The following is a 16,907-nucleotide window of genomic DNA, read 5'->3' on the forward strand; positions in this document are numbered from 1 at the left end:
TTCGGACATTCGCGTACTCGTGTGGCTATCTGTTGGGCCAGTGCGCTCACTCGACCCGCGGCCCTTCCTCGGTCTCTGACCTCTCCTGCTCCTTCTCCTGGCCGGGCAGATGTACGTCATCGACTCGGATGTTGACCTCGGTCACCTCAAGTCCGCACAGGCGCTCCACGGCCGAGATCACGTTCTTGCGTACCCCGTTGGCGAGGTCCGGAATGGCGACGCCGTACTCCACCACCAGGTCTATGTCGATGGCCGCCTGTCGCTCGCCGACCTCCACCGCCACTCCCTGGGTGGCGCTGCGCTCGCCGCCCACCATGCCGCGCACGGCTCCGAGGGCTCGTGCCGTACCTCCGCCCATCTCGTAGACCCCGGATACCTCGCGCGCCGCCAGCCCGGCGATCTTCGTCACCACCACGCTGTCGATCGTGGTCGTCCCTCTGGGCGTCACTAGGGCGCTCTCCTGCGTCCGAGCCCGGGGCACCGAGGCCTCCTCGGTCTTGGTCTTGTTCATCGCACCCACGTCGGCCACGTCGCTTCCTCCCCCCGATGGAGACAGAGGTCTCCTGAAACGCACGTCACGTCTACATTCCGTAATACCCCCCAAATCATCAGTAATCGGGACTTATCGAACCTTGCCCGAATCCAAACCCGGCTTCCTGGTACTCATTGCCCCCGCTTGCACCCGTCCATCGCCGGGACCATCACCAGCAGGCTCGCGCCGGAAGGCCACTAGCCTGGACAGGTGCGTATAGCAAGGTTCTCCACAGGTGACGGTGTGACATTCGGCGTGGTCGAAGGCGCGCGGGGCGAGGAGTTCGTCTCCGCGGTCGCGGGGCACCCGTTCGGCGACATCCAGTTCACGGGCGACCGGTTCCCCCTGGCAGAGGTACGGCTGGTCGCGCCGATGCTGCCGAGCAAGATCGTGGCGATCGGCAAGAACTACGCCGATCACGTTCGCGAGATGGGGGGCGACGAGCCCCCGGCCGAGCCGGTGATCTTCAGCAAGCCGTCCACATCGGTGATCGGCCCGGGGGAGGCGGTCGCCTACCCGGAGAAGCTGTCGCAGCGGGTCGACTTCGAGGGCGAGCTGGCCGTGGTGATCGGACGGCTGTGCCGCGAGGTGCCGGTCGAGCGGGCCCACGAGGTGATCTTCGGGTATACCTGCGCCAACGACGTCACCGCCCGCGACCTCCAGAAGCGCGACGGGCAGTGGACCCGCGCCAAGGGGTTCGACACGTTCTGCCCGCTCGGCCCCTGGATCGAGACGGTGCTCGACCCGAGCGACCTGGCGATCACGACGACGGTCAACGGCGAGATCCGGCAGAGCGGACGCACCTCTCAACTCCTGCACGACGTTCCCACGCTGGTCGCCTACGTGAGCGCGGTCATGACCCTGATCCCCGGTGACGTGATCCTCACCGGCACGCCGGCCGGGGTCGGCCCGCTCACCGTCGGAGACGAGGTCAGCGTCGGCATCGAAGGCATCGGCACACTAACCAACCGGGTGGTCTCACGTGATTAGGGTCCGTTTCGCACCCTCACCGACAGGCATGTTCCACGTCGGCGGGGCACGCTCCGCGCTGTACAACTGGGCGTTGGCCGAACAGGCCGGAGGCCGCTTCGTGCTGCGCATCGAGGACACCGACGCCGCCCGCAACCGTCCGGAGTGGACCGAAGGCATCATCTCCGCCCTGGACTGGATCGGCATCAGCGGCGAGAACCCGGCGTTCGAAGGGCCGTACTTCCAGTCGGCCTACGAGACGCAGCACCGGGAGGCCGCGGCGAAGCTCTCGGCCGACGGCCGCGCGTACTACTGCACCTGCACCCGCGACGATGTGAAGGCCCGCACAGGGTCGGAGCACCAGGGATACGACGGCTTCTGCCGTACGCGGGGGCTGACCGAGGGGGCGGTGCGGTTCCGCACGCCCGACGACGGGGTCACGGTGGTCGACGACCTCGTGCGGGGGCGCGTCGAGTTCCCGAACGAGGCGATGGAGGACTTCGTGATCGCGCGGGCCGACGGCTCGCCGCTGTTCGTGCTGGCCAACGTGGTGGACGACATCGAGATGCGCATCTCGCACGTCGTCCGGGCCGAGGAGCACCTCTCCAACACGCCGAAACAGCAACTGCTGTGGGCCGCCCTCGGCGTGACTCCGCCGGTGTGGGCGCACGTGCCCGTCATCGTCAACGAGAAGCGGCAGAAACTGTCGAAGCGCCGCGACAAGGTGGCCCTGGAGTCCTACCGGGACGAGGGCTACCTGCCGGAGGCGATGGTCAACTACCTGATGCTGCTCGGGTGGGGCCCCGGCGACGACCGCGAGATCATGCCGTGGTCGGAGATGATGCCGCTGTTCAAGCTGGAGGACGTCAACCCGTCTCCGGCGTTCTTCGACGAGAAGAAGCTGCGCGCCTTCAACGGCGAATACATCCGGGCCCTGCCGCTCGACGAGTTCGTACGGCGCTGCCAGGTGTTCCTCGACCCCACCTGGGACCTCGGCGTGTTCGCCCAGGTCGCCGAGCTGGCCCAGACCCGTGTCGCGGTGCTCTCGGAGATCAAGGCCAACGTCGACTTCCTGTTCCTGGACGAGCCGGTGTTCGACCAGGCGTCGTGGGACAAGGCGATGAAGGCGTCGGCCGGGGAGATCCTCACCGACTACGCCGCCAGGCTGGAGGACGTCCCGTTCGACGCCGACTCCCTCAAGACCGCCCTGGAGGAGGTCGGCGCCGGGCACGGCCTGAAACTCGGCAAGGCCCAGGCGCCCGTCCGCGTGGCGATCACCGGCCGCACCGTGGGCCTGCCGCTGTTCGAGTCGATCGAGGTGCTCGGCCGCGAGCGCTCCCTGGCCCGCCTCCGCGCCGCCCGCGAGCGGCTGCTCGCGGGCCGCGAGACCGGCTGAGGGCTCCGACAGGCGCCTTCGGGGGCGTACGGCAAGCCGGCTCGTGCCGTACGCCCCCGGGCCTCAGAGCAGGCCGCGGCGTGCCAGCAGCGGCTCGATGCGCGGGTCGCGGTCGCGGAAGTTCCTGAACGCGGTCATCGGGTCGATGCCGCCGCCCTTGGACAGCAGCTCACGGCGGAAGCGGTCGCCGCCGGCCCTGGTCAGGCCGCCGTTCTCGACGAACCACTCGACGCTGTCGGCGTCGAGGACCTCACTCCAGATGTAGGAGTAGTAGCCCGCCGCGTAGCCGCTCGACCAGATGTGGGCGAAGTAGGTGCTCCGGTAGCGCGGGGGGACCAGCGGCAGGTCCACCCCGGCCCGCTGCAGCGCCCGCTTCTCGAACGCCTCGGCCGTGCCGGGGTCCTCCCCGGGGGCCAGCGTGTGCCACGCCCAGTCGAGCAGCGAGGCGGCGAGGTATTCGACGGTGGCGAACCCCTGGTTGAACTTCTGCGCGGCCTTCAGCCGGTCGGCGATCTCGTGGGGGAGCGGCTCGCCGGTCCGGTAGTGCTTGGCGTAGTTGGCCAGGATCTCCGGCCACAGGATCCACATCTCGTTGACCTGGCTCGGGTATTCGACGAAGTCGCGGGGCACCGCGGTGCCCGACACCCGGGGGAAGCGCACATCGGAGAACAGCCCGTGCAGCGCGTGCCCGAACTCGTGGAACATCGTCCTGACCTCTTCGAAGGTCATCAGCGTCGGCTCACCCGCCGGAGGCTTGACGATGTTGAGGTTGTTGACCACGACCGGCCGCGTGCCGAACAGCTCTGACTGCTTGACCAGGCTGCTCATCCATGCGCCGCCCCGCTTGGACTCGCGGGCGTAGAAGTCGCCGAGGAACAGCCCGAGCGGCGTGCCGTCCTCCTCGAACACCTCGAACACGAGCACGTCGGGGTGGTAGCCCGCGAGGTCGGCGCGCGGGGTGAAGGTGAGGCCGTAGAGCTTCTCGGCCGCGTAGAACACCCCGTCGCGCAGCACCCGGTCGAGCTCGAAGTACGGCCTTACCTGGCCGCTGTCGAGGTCGTAGCGGGCCTTGCGCACCTTCTCCGCGTAGAACGCCCAGTCCCACGGCGCCAGCTCGTGTCCGGCGGCCTCCCGCAGATCGGCGGCCTCCCGCTCGGCGTTGGCCACGGCCGCCGGAGTCAGCTTGGCGAGCATCTCGGTCACCGCCCGCGTGGTCGGCGCGGTCTGGTCGGCCACCACGTATTCCGCGTGGTCGGCGTAGCCCAGCAGCCCTGCGCGCTCGGCCCGCAGCATCGCCGTGCGCACCACCAGATCGGCGTTGGAGTCGGCGCCGCGCTCGACCGAGGCCGTGTGGACGCGCTCGCGCAGCGCCCGGTCGGTCAGCGCCGCGAGCGGCGGCTGCCCGGTCGGCAGCACCAGCGTGACCACATGCCTGCCGGGCAGCCCGCGGGCCCGACCGGTCTCGGCCGCCGCCGCCACCGCGTCGGGTGACAGGCCGGAAAGCGAGGCCACGTCGTCGACCACGACGGCGGCGGCGTTGGTGTCGCTCAGCAGGTTCTGCTGGAACGTCGTGGACAGGGCCGACAGCTGCTCGTTGAGCTGCCTGAGCCGTTCCTGGTCGGCCGCCCCGAGCTCGGCCCCCGCGCGCACGAAGTCGGTGTGGTAGCGCTGGAGCAGCCAGCGCTCGCCCTCGTCTTCCGGCGGGTGCTCGTGGAGCGTCTTGATCCGCTGGAACAGCGCCGCGTTCAGATGGACGGCGTCGGCGTGCCGCGCGAGCTCGGGCGTGACCCGCTTGTGGATCTCCTGCACGCCGGGGGTGCTGTCGGTGGCCACCTGGTTGAAGAACACCGTCGAAACCCGGTCGAGGATCTGCCCCGAGCGCTCCAGCGCCTCGATCGTGTTGGCGAAGGTCGCGGGCTCCGCGTTGTTCGCGATCGCCTCGATCTCGGCCAGGTGCTCGGCCATGCCGCGCTCGAAGGCGGGTAGGAAGTGTTCCTCGCGGATCTCCTGGAACGGCGGGAGCCCGTAGGGCAACGGACTGGGGGCGAAGAACGGGTTTTCGACCAAGGCGCGCACTCCTCGACTCGTGGAACGGCTGTCCCCAGCCTGGCACAACCCCCGACAGGACCGGCTCGCCGAAGCCGGGCCGGGCAATCGTTTTGGCCTTGAGGCTCAAGCTGGGCTATTCTTTCGGACGTCGCCAGTGAGCCCCGAAGGGGGAGCACAGCGGTGGGGTATGGGGTAATTGGCAGCCCAACTGATTCTGGTTCAGTTAGTCTAGGTTCGAGTCCTGGTACCCCAGCCATTACGGCTGGTTATGAGGCGGATGTCATAAGACATCCGCCTTGTCGTTTTTCGCCGTTATCTTCCGTTGTCTTTCGCGTCATCTCCCCCCATGGCGAGACAGCGGCTTATGACGACGAGAGGACGGCCGTCCGATCGGGAGAGGGGAAACCCAGGGCGTGGCTGCGGCGGACCGGCTACCGACTATTGCAAGGGTCTCACCGATCAGAGCCCCGGGTTGTGCTCGTACCGGTACCGGAGATCCTCGCGTGAAGAAGGGCGGCCTGGGCCGGGGGCGGCAAGGGTCTTGGCGGAGATCCGTGTCCACCTCCTTGCCGTCCCGCCCGACGACCATGCGGCATGGGCAGGGGTCGCCCGCGAGGCGTCCGAAGTCCTGTCGATCTGGTCCGTGGCCGTCGAGGGCGCACAACCCGGCCCGCTGGCGACCGTCGCTGATGCGCTCGCCTAGGCAGCCCGCACCCGCTACGACGAACAACCTCCGCGCCTACCTCGCCCGGGCCGTCTCCACCTTCACCAAGCAGAGCCAGACCGACTGGGACAGATCGACCTCCTCAAGCAGATACTCCACCTGATCCAGGCCACCGCGTTCTCACCAGACCGGTGGGTTGCACGAGCAAGGGATGCGGTCCAGGTGGGCATAGGGCGGTGTCGTAGGCTTCGCGCATGGCGAGGGTCCTGCACGTTGCTTCGGGCGGGGGCGGTGATGTCCTGGCGTCGGTGGGCATCCGCGCGGCGTTGGGAGATTCCAATGATCCGGGGCTGATCGCCACTTATGCGTGGGATCGTCTTCTGGCGGACCCATTGCCCGGGCCGCGTGGGTACAACGATTTCTCCAGGCTGGGTGTGATCGGTGGACGCCCTCGTCTGGTGACCTCCGAGACCAGACCAGTACCGCCGGCGGGTTCCACGCTGCCGAGGCTCGCGGGCGAACTGGCGCACTTATTGGTGCTGTTGGACCCCCACCAGGGAGAGGTGGGGCTCGGGGAGCAACTTCGGGCGCTGATCGACGCCGAAGGCGTAGATCTGGTGCGGATCATCGACGTGGGAGGCGACATCCTGGCGCGGGGCGATGAGCCGTCGCTGCGTAGTCCGCTCGCTGACACTCTGACCCTGGCGGCCTGTGTCGGGTTGCCGGTGCCCGTCGACGTCCTGGTCGTGGGCCTCGGGTTGGATGCGGAGTTGGAGGTCGGCTACGCTCGGCGACGTCTGGGAGGTGTGCCCGTGCGGGCGGGTCGGCTCACGGTGGAGCATTTCCAGGCTATACGGCCTGCTTTCTCCTGGCATCCGTCGGAGGCTTCGGCCATGCTCGCCGCCGCCGTTCACGGGGCACGGGGCCGAGTTGAGGTGCGTGACGCGGGTACCGCTGTCACTCTCGATGACGAGACGCCCGTCATCTATCGGGTGCCATTGGCAGATCTCGTCGACATCAGCCCTATCGCCCGGCAGATGGCGGGAACCACCGACCTCGGCCAGGTCGAACAGGTGGTTCGGCAGGTCTGTGGGTTCTGCGAGATCGACTACGAGCGGAAGAAGGCAGCAACGCTCAGTGACCGTCCCCGCAGGGAACTGGGCTTGGCCGAGTTCGGTGAACGCCTCGGACGATTCGAGGCCGAGGTCCGTGGACGTGGCGCGGATTTCGTGAGCTTTCGCCGCGTGGCCGAGCAGGTCGGGCGGCCTGCGGGCGGCTACTCGGCGATGCGTCGTCACATGATCGAAACTTGGCCCGAGCGCCATGTGTGGCCGATCTGGTCGGTCCTGCCACGCGACGACGGGCGCTGATCTAGCCTCCGAACCATGAGGAGGCTTCGATGGCCGGTGGTGAAGAGCGGATCGGGCAGCGGATCGCCGCACTGCGGAAGATCCGTCGAATGACCCAGCGTCAGGTGGCGACCCAGGCCAACATCTCACTGAGTCTTCTTCAGAAGGTGGAGGCCGGGTCACGTGCGGCGACGCCTGTTCTCGTCGCAGCGGTCGCTCCGGTGCTTCGGGTGTCGAGCAGGGAACTCTACGGTCAGCCGTTTGTGATGGACCAGTCTCATACGGCCATTCCCCGACTGCACGCATCATTGGCCAGGTTCGACGTTCTGATACCGCCGATGCGGCCCCCGCGTCGGGCCTACAGCCAGTTGAAGGCCGAAACGGATGAGGTCAACCGGCTGAGGCAAGCGGGAAACTACACCCAGCTCGGTGAACGGGTACCGCCCTTGCTGGATGAGATCGGTCCCTTGATCCAAGGGGCCGTCGGGGTTGAGCGTGAACGATTGGGACACTTGCTCGCACTTCTGTATTTTGCGGCACACTCCTTGGCCTAAAAGCTCGGCCATGACCAGTTGGCGACGCTCGCTGAAGACCGGATGGTGTGGGCGGCGAACATCTCATCTGATCCGGCGATGATTGCCACAGCCAACTGGGCGCGCTGCACGACTTTCATGGCGACCGGTGATTACCGGCTGGGTCTCAGGCTTTTGTCTGACACCCGAAACTTCCTGGTTCGCGAACTGAACGACGACGATCGCGACGTCCTGAGCGTGTACGGTGGGCTCCACCTGCGGGAAGGGGTAATGGCGGCACGGTCGGGAGACTCGGACGCTGCCTGGAGCCACCTTGACGAGGCGCGCGAGTGCGTCCGGCGCGGCGCCTCCGACGCCAACGATCCTTACCAGCTCACCTGCGCGCCGATCAACTCCGCGATCGTGGCGGTGGCCGTTGCCGTGGAGCTCGGAGACGCAGATGAGGCGATCCGCCGTTCGCAGTGCGTACATATCCCTCGTGGGTTCCCAGCCGTCCGCGCGAGCCACCACCACATTGATCTTGCGCGCGCCCACCTGTGGAAAGGGGATCGCCGCCGCGCTCTGGAGTCGCTTCTCCGGGCAGAGCAGTACGCACCTCAGCAGATCCGGCACTGCACACGTGGTGGCACCTGCGCAAGACACCCGCTTGGCGGCTTTGCTACCAGCCGGCCCGCCCCCACACGACAGTGATCGACGAACTGCTCGCTGCCATGACGGCCGAGGGGCAGCTCGCGCGCTGGACTCGCGGCATCTATGAACCCGAGACCGTCGCGTTCGGCGGCCCGACCGGGATGGACGTCGCGCACATGCTCTTCCACGACGACAGCCGCCACTGCCTCGCTCGCGCGAGCGGCTCGCCCGCCGCCCTGGGGCGGCGGGAAACCACCGTCCTGCTGTTCAGCTCGATGCTGCGCGCCGCCGGACTGGACTGGTTCGAGCAGGGCGACGTCTGGGCCAAGGTGGCATCGCTGCGGGCCGTCGCCCACCGTGATGCCGACCTTCGGCACACCGAGAAGCTGGGTCGGGCCATACGGCGGTTGATGACCGTTGACCCGCGTGGCGTGCCCGACCTGGTGCCCCCGACCTGGTGGTCGGCGTTCGACACGGTCGGACGCCACCTTGCCGCGCTCACCTGTGACGGGCACCTGGAACGAGGGTTGCGCGCGGTCCTGGCGCACCACTTCATTTTCCACGCCAACCGAGCCGGTCTGTCTGGCGACGACCAGGCCACCCTCGCCGCGCTGGCCGTCAACACCGTCTTCCACAACACTCCCGCGCAGCGGGCCACAACCATCGTCGACCCCGTTAAGGTTCCCGCAATGACGAGCACGTTCAGTGACACTTCCATCAGCTCTGGCGACTCCGCGCACGCACTTCGCGCCAAGCTCACCGACCAGCTCATCGCTGGCGGAGCTATCCGCACCGACGCCGTCGAGGGCGCGTTCCGGCAGGTTCCCCGCGAGGTGTTCCTACCTGGCGTCCCGGTGGCCGACGCCTACGCCAACGACGCCGTCTACACCAAACACGAGGCCGACGGCACCCGCATCAGCGCCGCATCCCAGCCCAAGATCGTCGCGATGATGCTCCACCAACTCGACATCCAGCCCGGCCAGCGCATCCTCGAACTTGGCGCGGCCACCGGCTATAACGCCGCGTTGATGGCGGTCCTGGCAGGCCCCACCGGACACGTCACCACCATCGACATCGACGACGACCTCGTCGCCGGCGCCCGCGCGCACCTTGCCGCCGCCGGAATCGACAACGTCACGACCATCGTCGGTGACGGCGCATTCGGCCACCCCGAGGCCGCCCCCTATGACCGTGTCATCGCCACCGTCGGCGCCTACGAGGTCCCCGCCGCCTGGCTGGAACAACTCGCACCCGGCGGACGTCTGGTCGCCCCGGTGCGCTTGGCGGGCGTCGCCTCCCGCAGCATCGTGTTCACTCGTGACCACGATGGGTGGAGCAGTATCCGTAGCGAGATGGCGGTGTTCATGCCGCTGCGCGGCCTCGGCGACGACGCCCGCCGCGTCATCGACCTCACTGGCACCGGTGAAGTGACGCTGCAAACCCACAAGGACAACATCCACGCCACCGACTCGGACACGCTCACCGGGATCTTCGACACACCGGCCGAGACGGTCTGGACCGGCGTGCATTTCTTCGCGCGGGAGTCCTTCGAGTGGCTGGACCTGTGGCTGTCCTGCCACCTGCCCAACCCCCTCATGCGGATGGAAGTCGCCCCCACGGCCAAGGACAGCGGCCTGGTCCGGCCGATGTTCCCCACTGTCGCGATGGCCACCACCTCGGCCGACGGCAGCCTTGCCTACCTGACCATCCGCACAGCCGAACCCGGCCCCGACGGCAACCGACGCTACGAGGTTGGTGTCATCGGCCACGGCCCCGGCGGACACGACCTCGCGAAGCAAGTTGCGGCGGAGACCGCCACCTGGGACCAGGGGTTCCGCTCCAGCACCGCCCACTTCGCTATCCCTGACACTCCTGCTCTGGCCACCGAGCCCGGCCGCGTGGTCTTGGACCGCCCCCGCCAGCCCATGACCGTCACTTGGACGTGACACTCGTGCATCCCACCGGCCCATTCGCCCGCCGCTTCCCGCTGGTCGCCCGGACCCGTCCGGCCTGCGTTCCGCTGGAGCGGCGGGTTGCCTACCTGTGCGACGTGCAGCCCAGGCCGAAGGTGCCGACGACCTCACCGAAGCTGCCGCCGTGCATAACCAGGCGGCGCTCATCGCCTCCGACTGTGGACTGCCCGACCTCGCCCGGCGCTGGTGCCACCAACAAGCCGACATCCACATGCGCGCTCACCCGCTGAACGCGCAGAACACGCGCCTTGTCGCCAACGTGGAGAGCATCATGACATCGAAGACGCACGGCCGCACGAATTCCGAGCGCGATCTCCGCTGACTCAGGTTCTGGTTCAGTTAGTCTAGGTTTGAGTCCTGGTATCCCAGCCATTTCGGCTGGTTATGAGGCGGATGTCTTCTTTGAGACATCCGCCTTTGTTATTTTTCGCCGCTATCTTCCGTTGCCTTTCGCGTTATCTCCCCACCATGGCGAGGCAGCGGCTTATGACGACGAGAGGACGGCCGTCCGATCGGGAGAGGGGAAACCCGAGGAACCCGGGGCGTGGCTGCGCCCCGCCCGAGACCGCTCCTGGGCCGTGGCGGATGCCTATCGGCGGGGCCTGCTCGGTTGAGTTGTCGTTTGTTGAGCACTCTGGAGGTGCGGTAGAGTTACTGCCGTTGCCGGGGAGGTCCGGTGATCCCCACCCAGTGAGATCACTCCCGCCCCGTGTGGCCGTCGCCCCGTGTGACAGTCGCGAGTGATCGCGGCAATCGTAAGTGACAAGGTCCCGTCGTCTAGTGGCCCAGGACGCCGCCCTCTCAAGGCGGTAGCGCCGGTTCGAATCCGGTCGGGACTACCACTTTGTCACTTCATTAGGCATGGCTCCGTCGTCTAGCGGCCTAGGACGCTGCCCTCTCAAGGCAGTAGCGCCGGTTCGAATCCGGTCGGGGCTACCATCGCGAAACCCCAGGGTGATCCCTGGGGTTTCCGCTTTCCCTGAGGCGTTGTGCCATGGTCACACAAGAGCGCTTGATTCGCTTCGCCCCGTTGTCTCCCCTTCTCCTGCTCGCCGTGCCGGCCGCTCAGGGCCTACTCGTGTTAGGCCTACTCGTGCGCCGCCCCCGCGCCTTCCCAAGGTCGCCGGAGCCCGCCACGGCATCGTCCTCTACCGCGACCCGGCGACGTCCCTGGAGGAGCAGCAGGCGGCGCCGGCGCCGTCTCCCGAGAGACGAGCGGAGAAGCGGTACGGCGAAGCCGTACCGCTGCGCCTCGCGGTCCTCGGCGAGTCCACCGCAGCCGGGCTTTCTCGCCGAAGACGGCTTCCATCCCTGCGCGCGGGGCTACGAGACCTGGGCGGGGAGACCCGCCGAGTTCATCGCTTCCCGAAGCGAGTTCGCCGCTCCCGCGGGGAAGACGTGAGACTCCGGTGCCCGCCGGGGGGCGGCCCCCTGAGGGGGCCGCCGGGGGCGGTCAGCGGCGGGAGCGGGCCTTGAAGAGGGCGCGTTTGGCGACCTTGCCGACCTGCTTGTCGGGGTGGGCCTCGCCGATGGCCTCAAGGAGCTCTTCGACGTGGGGGTGGGGCACCTTCCAGATGACGTCGAGCAGTTCGCACAGGACGGCGGAGGGCCCGATGTCGTGGAGGCTGCTGACGAACTCGTGGCGGCCGAGCCCGGCGGAGATCGTCCACATGTCGAGGATGATCCAATGGGTGTCGGCCTGGGTGGGCTCGGAGCCGTCGACGTCGAGCTGGGCGAGGTGGGTGGCGGCGTAGGCCCGCAGGGTGGGCTCCTTGAGCGCCTCCTGCCAGGCGGGGACGGCTTCGTCGCCGAGGGAGCCGACCAGGCTGGCCGCCTGGACGCGGATCAGGGCGTCGGCCTCATCCTCCACGGCGGCCTGGAGCAGCTCCCTGGCGGCCTGCTCGGGCTCGCGCAGGCCGAGCCAGGCGGTGAACTCGGCGTCGGCCTCCTCCTCGGGCAGCTCGGGGCTGAAGGCGAGCAGCTCGAAGGCCGTCATGGCGTCGATGGCGGGTCGGGCGTCGACGTCGAGGTCGGCGTCGTCGACGAGGTGGACGATGCCTTCGGTGCCGAGGGGCGTCAGGCGCAGCGTGTCGCCGTCGAGGGCGACCATGCCGTAGCCCTTGAGCCATTCGACGGGCGGGCCGAGCGGGTCGCCGAGCGCCGCCGCGGCGCCGGCCCAGGCGTCGCCGCCGAGGTCGTCGAGGTCGGCGGCGGCTTCGGCGAGGTCGTCGCGGAGCGCGGCGAGCGACCGCTCGCCGCCGGCGAGCAGCAGCCGGACGAGAAGGGCCCTGGTCAGGCCGGACAGGACGATCGTGAGGTCTTCGTCGGGCAGCTCGGGGTCGCCGTAGTCGACCGAGTGCATGCCGAGCATCCAGGCGTCGAGCACGTCCTCGTCGTCCTCGAACGGCCAGGCGGCGGTGTCGGGATCGACGCTGACGGTGTCGTCGCCGTCGGGCCGGAGGAATTCGAGGTCGACGGCGAGGTTCCAGAGGTTCCACAGGTGGGGCACGGCCTCGGCGAGGGCGGTGCCGGTGGTGTCGGGCCTCGGGAGTCCGACGACGGCGAGCGCCTCTTCGATCTCGTCGTCGTGGAGCAGGCTCTCCTCGCCCATGCGCCGCTCGGTGCCCACCCACAGGGCGAGGTCGCGGGCGCGGGCGATCAGGGGGACCTCGCGGGCGGCCGCGGCGAGTTCGGCGTCGGGGCGGAGCCGGATCGTGGGGAGGGCCGTGAGGTCGTCGGCGAACGGTTCGAGGTCGCCGAGGCCCCCGTCGACCTCCTCCTCCTCGTAATCGCCCTCCTCGTCGATCAGCTCCTCCATGGCCTCGACGAAGTCGTCCTCCAGGTGGTCGAGCTCGGCGAGGAGGTCGTCCAGGGAGTCGGAGCCCTTGGCGAGGCGTCCGGTGGCGTCGAGGAACGCGAGGTAGGCGCGGACGGCCGTCACCATGCCGTCGGCGGCCTCGTCGGGATCTTCGACGACCTTCGGCATGCGGTCGAGCAGGACCGTGCGCAGATCGGCCCTGCGCCATCTGCCCACGTCGTCGGAGGCGATCAGCCGATGCCACAGGACGGCGGGGCCCACCAGGTCCGGGTCGCTGCCCGGCGCGTGGTCCGGCGCCCACAGAATGAACTCTTGGAGCAGGGGGCGCAGTTCAGCCGCGGCTGCCTCGATGCGATCGGTCACCCGATCAGGCTAGTAGGCGCGGGCAGTGCTCGGCTCCCGATATCGAGGCTCAGGCCAGGATTCACCTAGCCCGAGTTGTCATGTTTGGCCGGAGTCTCAGTTTGCTCGGCGCATCGCCTCGGCGATGCGTTCGGCCGCGGCGACCACCGGGGCCGCGTGCAGGCGGCCAGGTGTCCTGGTCAGGCGTTCGATGGGGCCGGAGACCGAGATGGCGGCCACCACCTTGCCGCCGGTGCCGCGGATCGGCGCCGACACGCTCGCCACGCCCTGCTCGCGCTCGCCGATGCTGTGGGCCCACCCTCTCCGGCGCACGCTCGCGAGGGTCGCGGCGGTGAACTTGGCGCCCCGCAGCCCCCGGTGGAGCCGGTCGGGCTCCTCCCAGGCGAGCAGCACCTGCGCGGCCGACCCCGCGCCCATGGGGAGGCCGGAGCCGACGGGTACGGTGTCCCTCAGGCCGCTGGCGCGTTCCGCCGCGGCCACGCAGACCCGCTCGTCGCCCTGGCGGCGGTAAAGCTGCGCGCTTTCCCCCGTCAGGTCCCGCAGGTGCGTCAGCACCGGGGAGGCGATGGCCAGCAGCCTGTCCTCGCCGGCCGCCGTGGACAACTCCGAAAGCCGCGGCCCGAGGATGAACCTGCCCTGGGTGTCGCGGGAGACGATGCGGTGATGCTCCAGCGCCACGGCCAGCCGGTGGGCGGTGGGCCGGGCGAGTCCGGTGGCGCTGACGAGCTGCGCCAGGGAGGCCGGACCGGCTTCCAGGGCATTGAGCACCAGAACCGCCTTGTCGAGTACTCCGACTCCGCTAGAGTTGTCCATAACCCGATACTGCCGTCTCGGCATATGAGAAAGCAAGTCGGGTGCGAGAGCGAGATCGCAAGGAGGCGACATGGGCCGCACACTGGCCGAGAAGGTCTGGGAGCAGCACGTTGTGCGACGTGCCGACGGTGAGCCCGACCTGCTCTACATCGACCTGCACCTCATCCATGAGGTGACCAGCCCGCAGGCGTTCGACGGCCTGCGATTCAGCGGCCGGAATGTGCGGCGACCGGAGCTGACCATCGCGACGGAGGACCACAACGTCCCGACCGTGCTCGGCCCGATCACCGACCTTGTGTCCAAGACCCAGGTCGAGACCCTGCGCAAGAACTGCGCGGAGTTCGGGATCAGGCTCCACCCCATGGGCGACGCCGGCCAGGGCGTGGTCCACATCATCGGACCCCAGTTCGGTCTGACCCAGCCCGGCATGACCGTGGTGTGCGGCGACTCCCACACCTCCACCCACGGCGCGTTCGGCGCCATCGCGTTCGGCATCGGCACCTCCGAGGTCGAGCACGTGCTGGCCACCCAGACGCTGCCCTCCTACCGGCCGAAGACGATGGCCATCGAGGTGAGCGGCGAGCTGCCGGTCGGCGTGACCGCCAAGGACCTCATCCTCGCGATCATCGCCAAGATCGGCACCGGCGGCGGCCAGGGCTACATCGTCGAATACCGCGGTGAGGCCATCCGCAAGCTCTCCATGGAGGGCCGGATGACCGTCTGCAACATGTCCATCGAGGCGGGCGCCCGGGCCGGCATGATCGCCCCCGACGAGACCACCTTCGAATACCTGCGCGGCCGGGCCCACGCCCCTGAGGGCGCGGCCTGGGACGAGGCCGTGGCCTACTGGAAGACCCTGCGCACCGACGACGACGCCGTCTTCGACCAGGTGGTCGAGATCGACGCCTCCGCGTTGACGCCGTTCGTCACCTGGGGCACCAACCCGGGGCAGGGTGTTCCGCTGGGCTCCGCCGTACCCTCGCCGGACAGCTTCGCCGACCCGATCGAGCGGGCCGCGGCCGAGCGGGCCCTGGAATACATGGGGCTCACCGCCGGCACGCCGCTGGTCGAGGTCGAGGTCGACACGGTGTTCGTCGGGTCGTGCACCAACGGGCGCATCGAGGACCTGCGGGCCGCGGCCGACATCCTGCGCGGACGCACGGTCGTCACCCGCACCCTGATCGTCCCCGGCTCGATGCAGGTCAAGAAGGCCGCCGAGGCCGAGGGCCTCGACGAGGTGTTCAAGGCCGCCGGCGCCGAGTGGCGCCAGGCCGGGTGCTCGATGTGCCTCGGCATGAACCCCGACACCCTCAAGCCGGGTGAGCGCAGCGCCTCGACCTCCAACCGCAACTTCGAGGGCCGCCAGGGCAAGGGCGGGCGCACCCACCTCGTCTCTCCGGCCGTCGCCGCCGCCACCGCGGTCACCGGCAAGCTGACCGCCCCCGCCGACCTCTAAGGAGCCGTGATGGACGCCTTCACCACCCACACCGGCCGCGCGGTTCCGCTGCGCCGCAGCAACGTCGACACCGACCAGATCATCCCGGCCGTCTGGCTCAAGCAGGTCAGCCGCACCGGCTTCGAGCGCGGTCTGTTCGCCGCCTGGCGCGAGGACCCAGACTTCGTCCTCAACAACCCCGTCTACGAGGGCGCGACCGTGCTCGTGTCCGGTCCCGACTTCGGCACCGGCTCCTCGCGCGAGCACGCCGTGTGGGCGCTCCAGCAGTACGGCTTCCGCGCCGTCATCGCCGCCCGCTTCGGCGACATCTTCCGCAACAACTCCACCAAGATGGGCCTGCTCCCGGTCGTGCTTCCGGCTGACAAGGTCGAGGCGCTGCAGAAGGCCGTCGAGGCCGACCCCGCGGTCGAGGTGACCGTCGACCTGGTCGAACGGCAGGTCCGCTGGGGCGGCGAGGCCGTCGGCTTCGAGATCGACGACTACACCCGCTGGCGGCTGATGGAGGGCCTGGACGACATCGGACTGACCCTGCGTCACGGGGACGACATCACGGCATACGAGAATGGTCGGCAGACATGGCTGCCGACGACCGTCTGAGGACATCCACCGCTCCACGTGGCCTCTCGGAGGCCCCCGGGCCGGACGAGCTTGCGCGGCGGTTGCGCGATGCGCACCGCCGCGTTCGCGCGCTTGCCCTGCCCCCCGTCGACAAGGAGCGCATCGCGCGGCGCTTCGTGGCGATCTGTGACCTCGCCAAGCGTGACCTGGGCCACGCCGCGGCCCGTTTGGACCTGCTTTTGGCTGATCTTGCGGCGGCCTCGGCCGTGCCCTCCCGTGCCCCGGAGACGCCTTCGCCGCCCCGCCCGCGCCCTGTCAGCGACACGCCGCGCGAGCGAAACATTACGCAAGGTGATTGAGTCCCGCGCGATAGTCCCCTAATTTCAAGCGGGTAAGGGGTTTCTAACCTCGACCCTTCGAGTGTGTACTGATAGAACCCCGAGCCGTAATAGGGGGAGCAACCTAGATGAACAAGCGCGAACTCGTCGACGCGATCGCGGACCGGGTCGGCGACAAGAAGACGGCCAACGAGGCGGTGAACGCCGTGCTTGAGGCCATCCAGACTGCGGTCGCCAGCGGTGACAAGGTCTCGATCACGGGCTTCGGCGCGTTCGAGATGGTGCACAAGCCCGCTCGCACGGCCAGAAACCCTTCGACCGGAGACCCGATCAAGGTGGCGGAGAGCTGGGCGCCGAAGTTCCGGCCCGGCGCCGACTTCAAGGAGCTGGTCAACGCCGGGGGCAAGAAGGCGGCCAGAAGGAAGTAACCACAGGTAGACGTCATGGGCGCCCGGGTCGGTGAGAG

The 16,907-nt window shown here is 68.7% G+C and carries 16 protein-coding genes and 3 tRNA genes; 15 read left to right on the forward strand and 4 right to left on the reverse strand.

Annotated features, from left to right (window positions below):
- Positions 1-46 precede the first annotated feature (46 nt).
- Positions 47-511 (reverse strand): Asp23/Gls24 family envelope stress response protein, encoded by a 465-nt coding sequence (locus tag BLQ73_RS15585; RefSeq protein WP_093171317.1) that lies wholly within the window; start codon positions 509-511, stop codon positions 47-49.
- A 231-nt stretch (positions 512-742) separates the two neighbouring features.
- Between BLQ73_RS15585 and BLQ73_RS15590 the strand changes: the two genes are divergently transcribed.
- Positions 743-1,522: a fumarylacetoacetate hydrolase family protein gene (locus tag BLQ73_RS15590; protein WP_093171180.1), complete on the forward strand. Its 780-nt coding sequence runs from the start codon at positions 743-745 to the stop codon at positions 1,520-1,522.
- 28 nt (positions 1,523-1,550) lie between these two features.
- Positions 1,551-2,897, forward strand: a complete 1,347-nt coding sequence (gene gltX / locus BLQ73_RS15595; RefSeq protein WP_245691122.1) for a glutamate--tRNA ligase — start codon at positions 1,551-1,553, stop codon at positions 2,895-2,897.
- Between the two features lie 63 nt (positions 2,898-2,960).
- Here gltX and BLQ73_RS15600 read toward each other — a convergent pair whose 3' ends face one another.
- Positions 2,961-4,964 carry a M3 family metallopeptidase gene (locus BLQ73_RS15600; protein ID WP_093171182.1) on the reverse strand — a complete coding sequence of 668 codons (2,004 nt, stop codon included), beginning with the start codon at positions 4,962-4,964 and terminating at the stop codon, positions 2,961-2,963.
- A 163-nt stretch (positions 4,965-5,127) separates the two neighbouring features.
- Here BLQ73_RS15600 and BLQ73_RS15605 point away from each other — a divergent pair.
- The 9 genes from BLQ73_RS15605 (at position 5,128) to BLQ73_RS15635 (ending at position 11,034) form a co-directional block, all read left to right on the forward strand.
- Positions 5,128-5,202, forward strand: a tRNA-Gln gene (locus BLQ73_RS15605).
- Positions 5,203-5,487: 285 nt separating this feature from the next.
- The gene (locus BLQ73_RS32445; protein ID WP_176955474.1) at positions 5,488-5,649 is read left to right on the forward strand and encodes a hypothetical protein; all 162 of its coding nucleotides are present in this window, start codon (positions 5,488-5,490) and stop codon (positions 5,647-5,649) included.
- A 215-nt stretch (positions 5,650-5,864) separates the two neighbouring features.
- Positions 5,865-6,980, forward strand: coding sequence for a DUF1152 domain-containing protein (locus BLQ73_RS15610; RefSeq protein WP_093171183.1), 1,116 nt, complete (start codon positions 5,865-5,867; stop codon positions 6,978-6,980).
- Positions 6,981-7,009: 29 nt separating this feature from the next.
- Positions 7,010-7,513, forward strand: coding sequence for a helix-turn-helix domain-containing protein (locus BLQ73_RS15615; RefSeq protein WP_093171184.1), 504 nt, complete (start codon positions 7,010-7,012; stop codon positions 7,511-7,513).
- Positions 7,514-7,531: 18 nt separating this feature from the next.
- A complete protein-coding gene (locus BLQ73_RS34090; protein ID WP_245691109.1) occupies positions 7,532-8,182 on the forward strand; it encodes a hypothetical protein in 651 nt (216 codons plus the stop codon).
- Positions 8,122-10,068, forward strand: coding sequence for a methyltransferase, FxLD system (gene fxlM, locus BLQ73_RS15620; RefSeq protein ID WP_245691123.1), 1,947 nt, complete (start codon positions 8,122-8,124; stop codon positions 10,066-10,068). The genes BLQ73_RS34090 and fxlM overlap by 61 nt, the downstream gene beginning before the upstream one ends.
- A gap of 97 nt (positions 10,069-10,165) precedes the next feature.
- Entirely contained in the window at positions 10,166-10,417 is a 252-nt protein-coding gene (locus BLQ73_RS33450) for a hypothetical protein (protein ID WP_218125876.1), read from the forward strand.
- 444 nt (positions 10,418-10,861) lie between these two features.
- Positions 10,862-10,937, forward strand: a tRNA-Glu gene (locus tag BLQ73_RS15630).
- Positions 10,938-10,958: 21 nt separating this feature from the next.
- Positions 10,959-11,034, forward strand: a tRNA-Glu gene (locus BLQ73_RS15635).
- A 514-nt stretch (positions 11,035-11,548) separates the two neighbouring features.
- Here BLQ73_RS15635 and BLQ73_RS15640 read toward each other — a convergent pair.
- Positions 11,549-13,276: a hypothetical protein gene (locus tag BLQ73_RS15640; RefSeq protein ID WP_093171186.1), complete on the reverse strand. Its 1,728-nt coding sequence runs from the start codon at positions 13,274-13,276 to the stop codon at positions 11,549-11,551.
- Positions 13,277-13,372: 96 nt separating this feature from the next.
- Positions 13,373-14,089 (reverse strand): IclR family transcriptional regulator, encoded by a 717-nt coding sequence (locus BLQ73_RS15645; RefSeq protein WP_093171187.1) that lies wholly within the window; start codon positions 14,087-14,089, stop codon positions 13,373-13,375.
- A 70-nt stretch (positions 14,090-14,159) separates the two neighbouring features.
- Between BLQ73_RS15645 and leuC the strand changes: the two genes are divergently transcribed.
- The 4 genes from leuC to BLQ73_RS15665 all read left to right on the forward strand — a co-directional run bounded on the left by leuC (position 14,160) and on the right by BLQ73_RS15665 (position 16,869).
- Positions 14,160-15,545 (forward strand): 3-isopropylmalate dehydratase large subunit, encoded by a 1,386-nt coding sequence (gene leuC, locus BLQ73_RS15650; protein ID WP_093171188.1) that lies wholly within the window; start codon positions 14,160-14,162, stop codon positions 15,543-15,545.
- A gap of 9 nt (positions 15,546-15,554) precedes the next feature.
- Positions 15,555-16,142 (forward strand): 3-isopropylmalate dehydratase small subunit, encoded by a 588-nt coding sequence (gene leuD, locus BLQ73_RS15655; protein ID WP_093171189.1) that lies wholly within the window; start codon positions 15,555-15,557, stop codon positions 16,140-16,142.
- On the forward strand, positions 16,121-16,462 hold the full coding sequence (locus BLQ73_RS32450; RefSeq protein WP_176955475.1) for an SCO5555 family protein: 342 nt from the start codon (positions 16,121-16,123) through the stop codon (positions 16,460-16,462). Before leuD ends, BLQ73_RS32450 begins: the two co-directional genes overlap by 22 nt.
- A 107-nt stretch (positions 16,463-16,569) precedes the next feature.
- On the forward strand, positions 16,570-16,869 hold the full coding sequence (locus tag BLQ73_RS15665) for an HU family DNA-binding protein (protein WP_093171190.1): 300 nt from the start codon (positions 16,570-16,572) through the stop codon (positions 16,867-16,869).
- Positions 16,870-16,907 lie beyond the last annotated feature (38 nt).

The organism is Sinosporangium album (assembly GCF_900100605.1).
GTDB classification, from domain to species: domain Bacteria; phylum Actinomycetota; class Actinomycetes; order Streptosporangiales; family Streptosporangiaceae; genus Sinosporangium; species Sinosporangium album.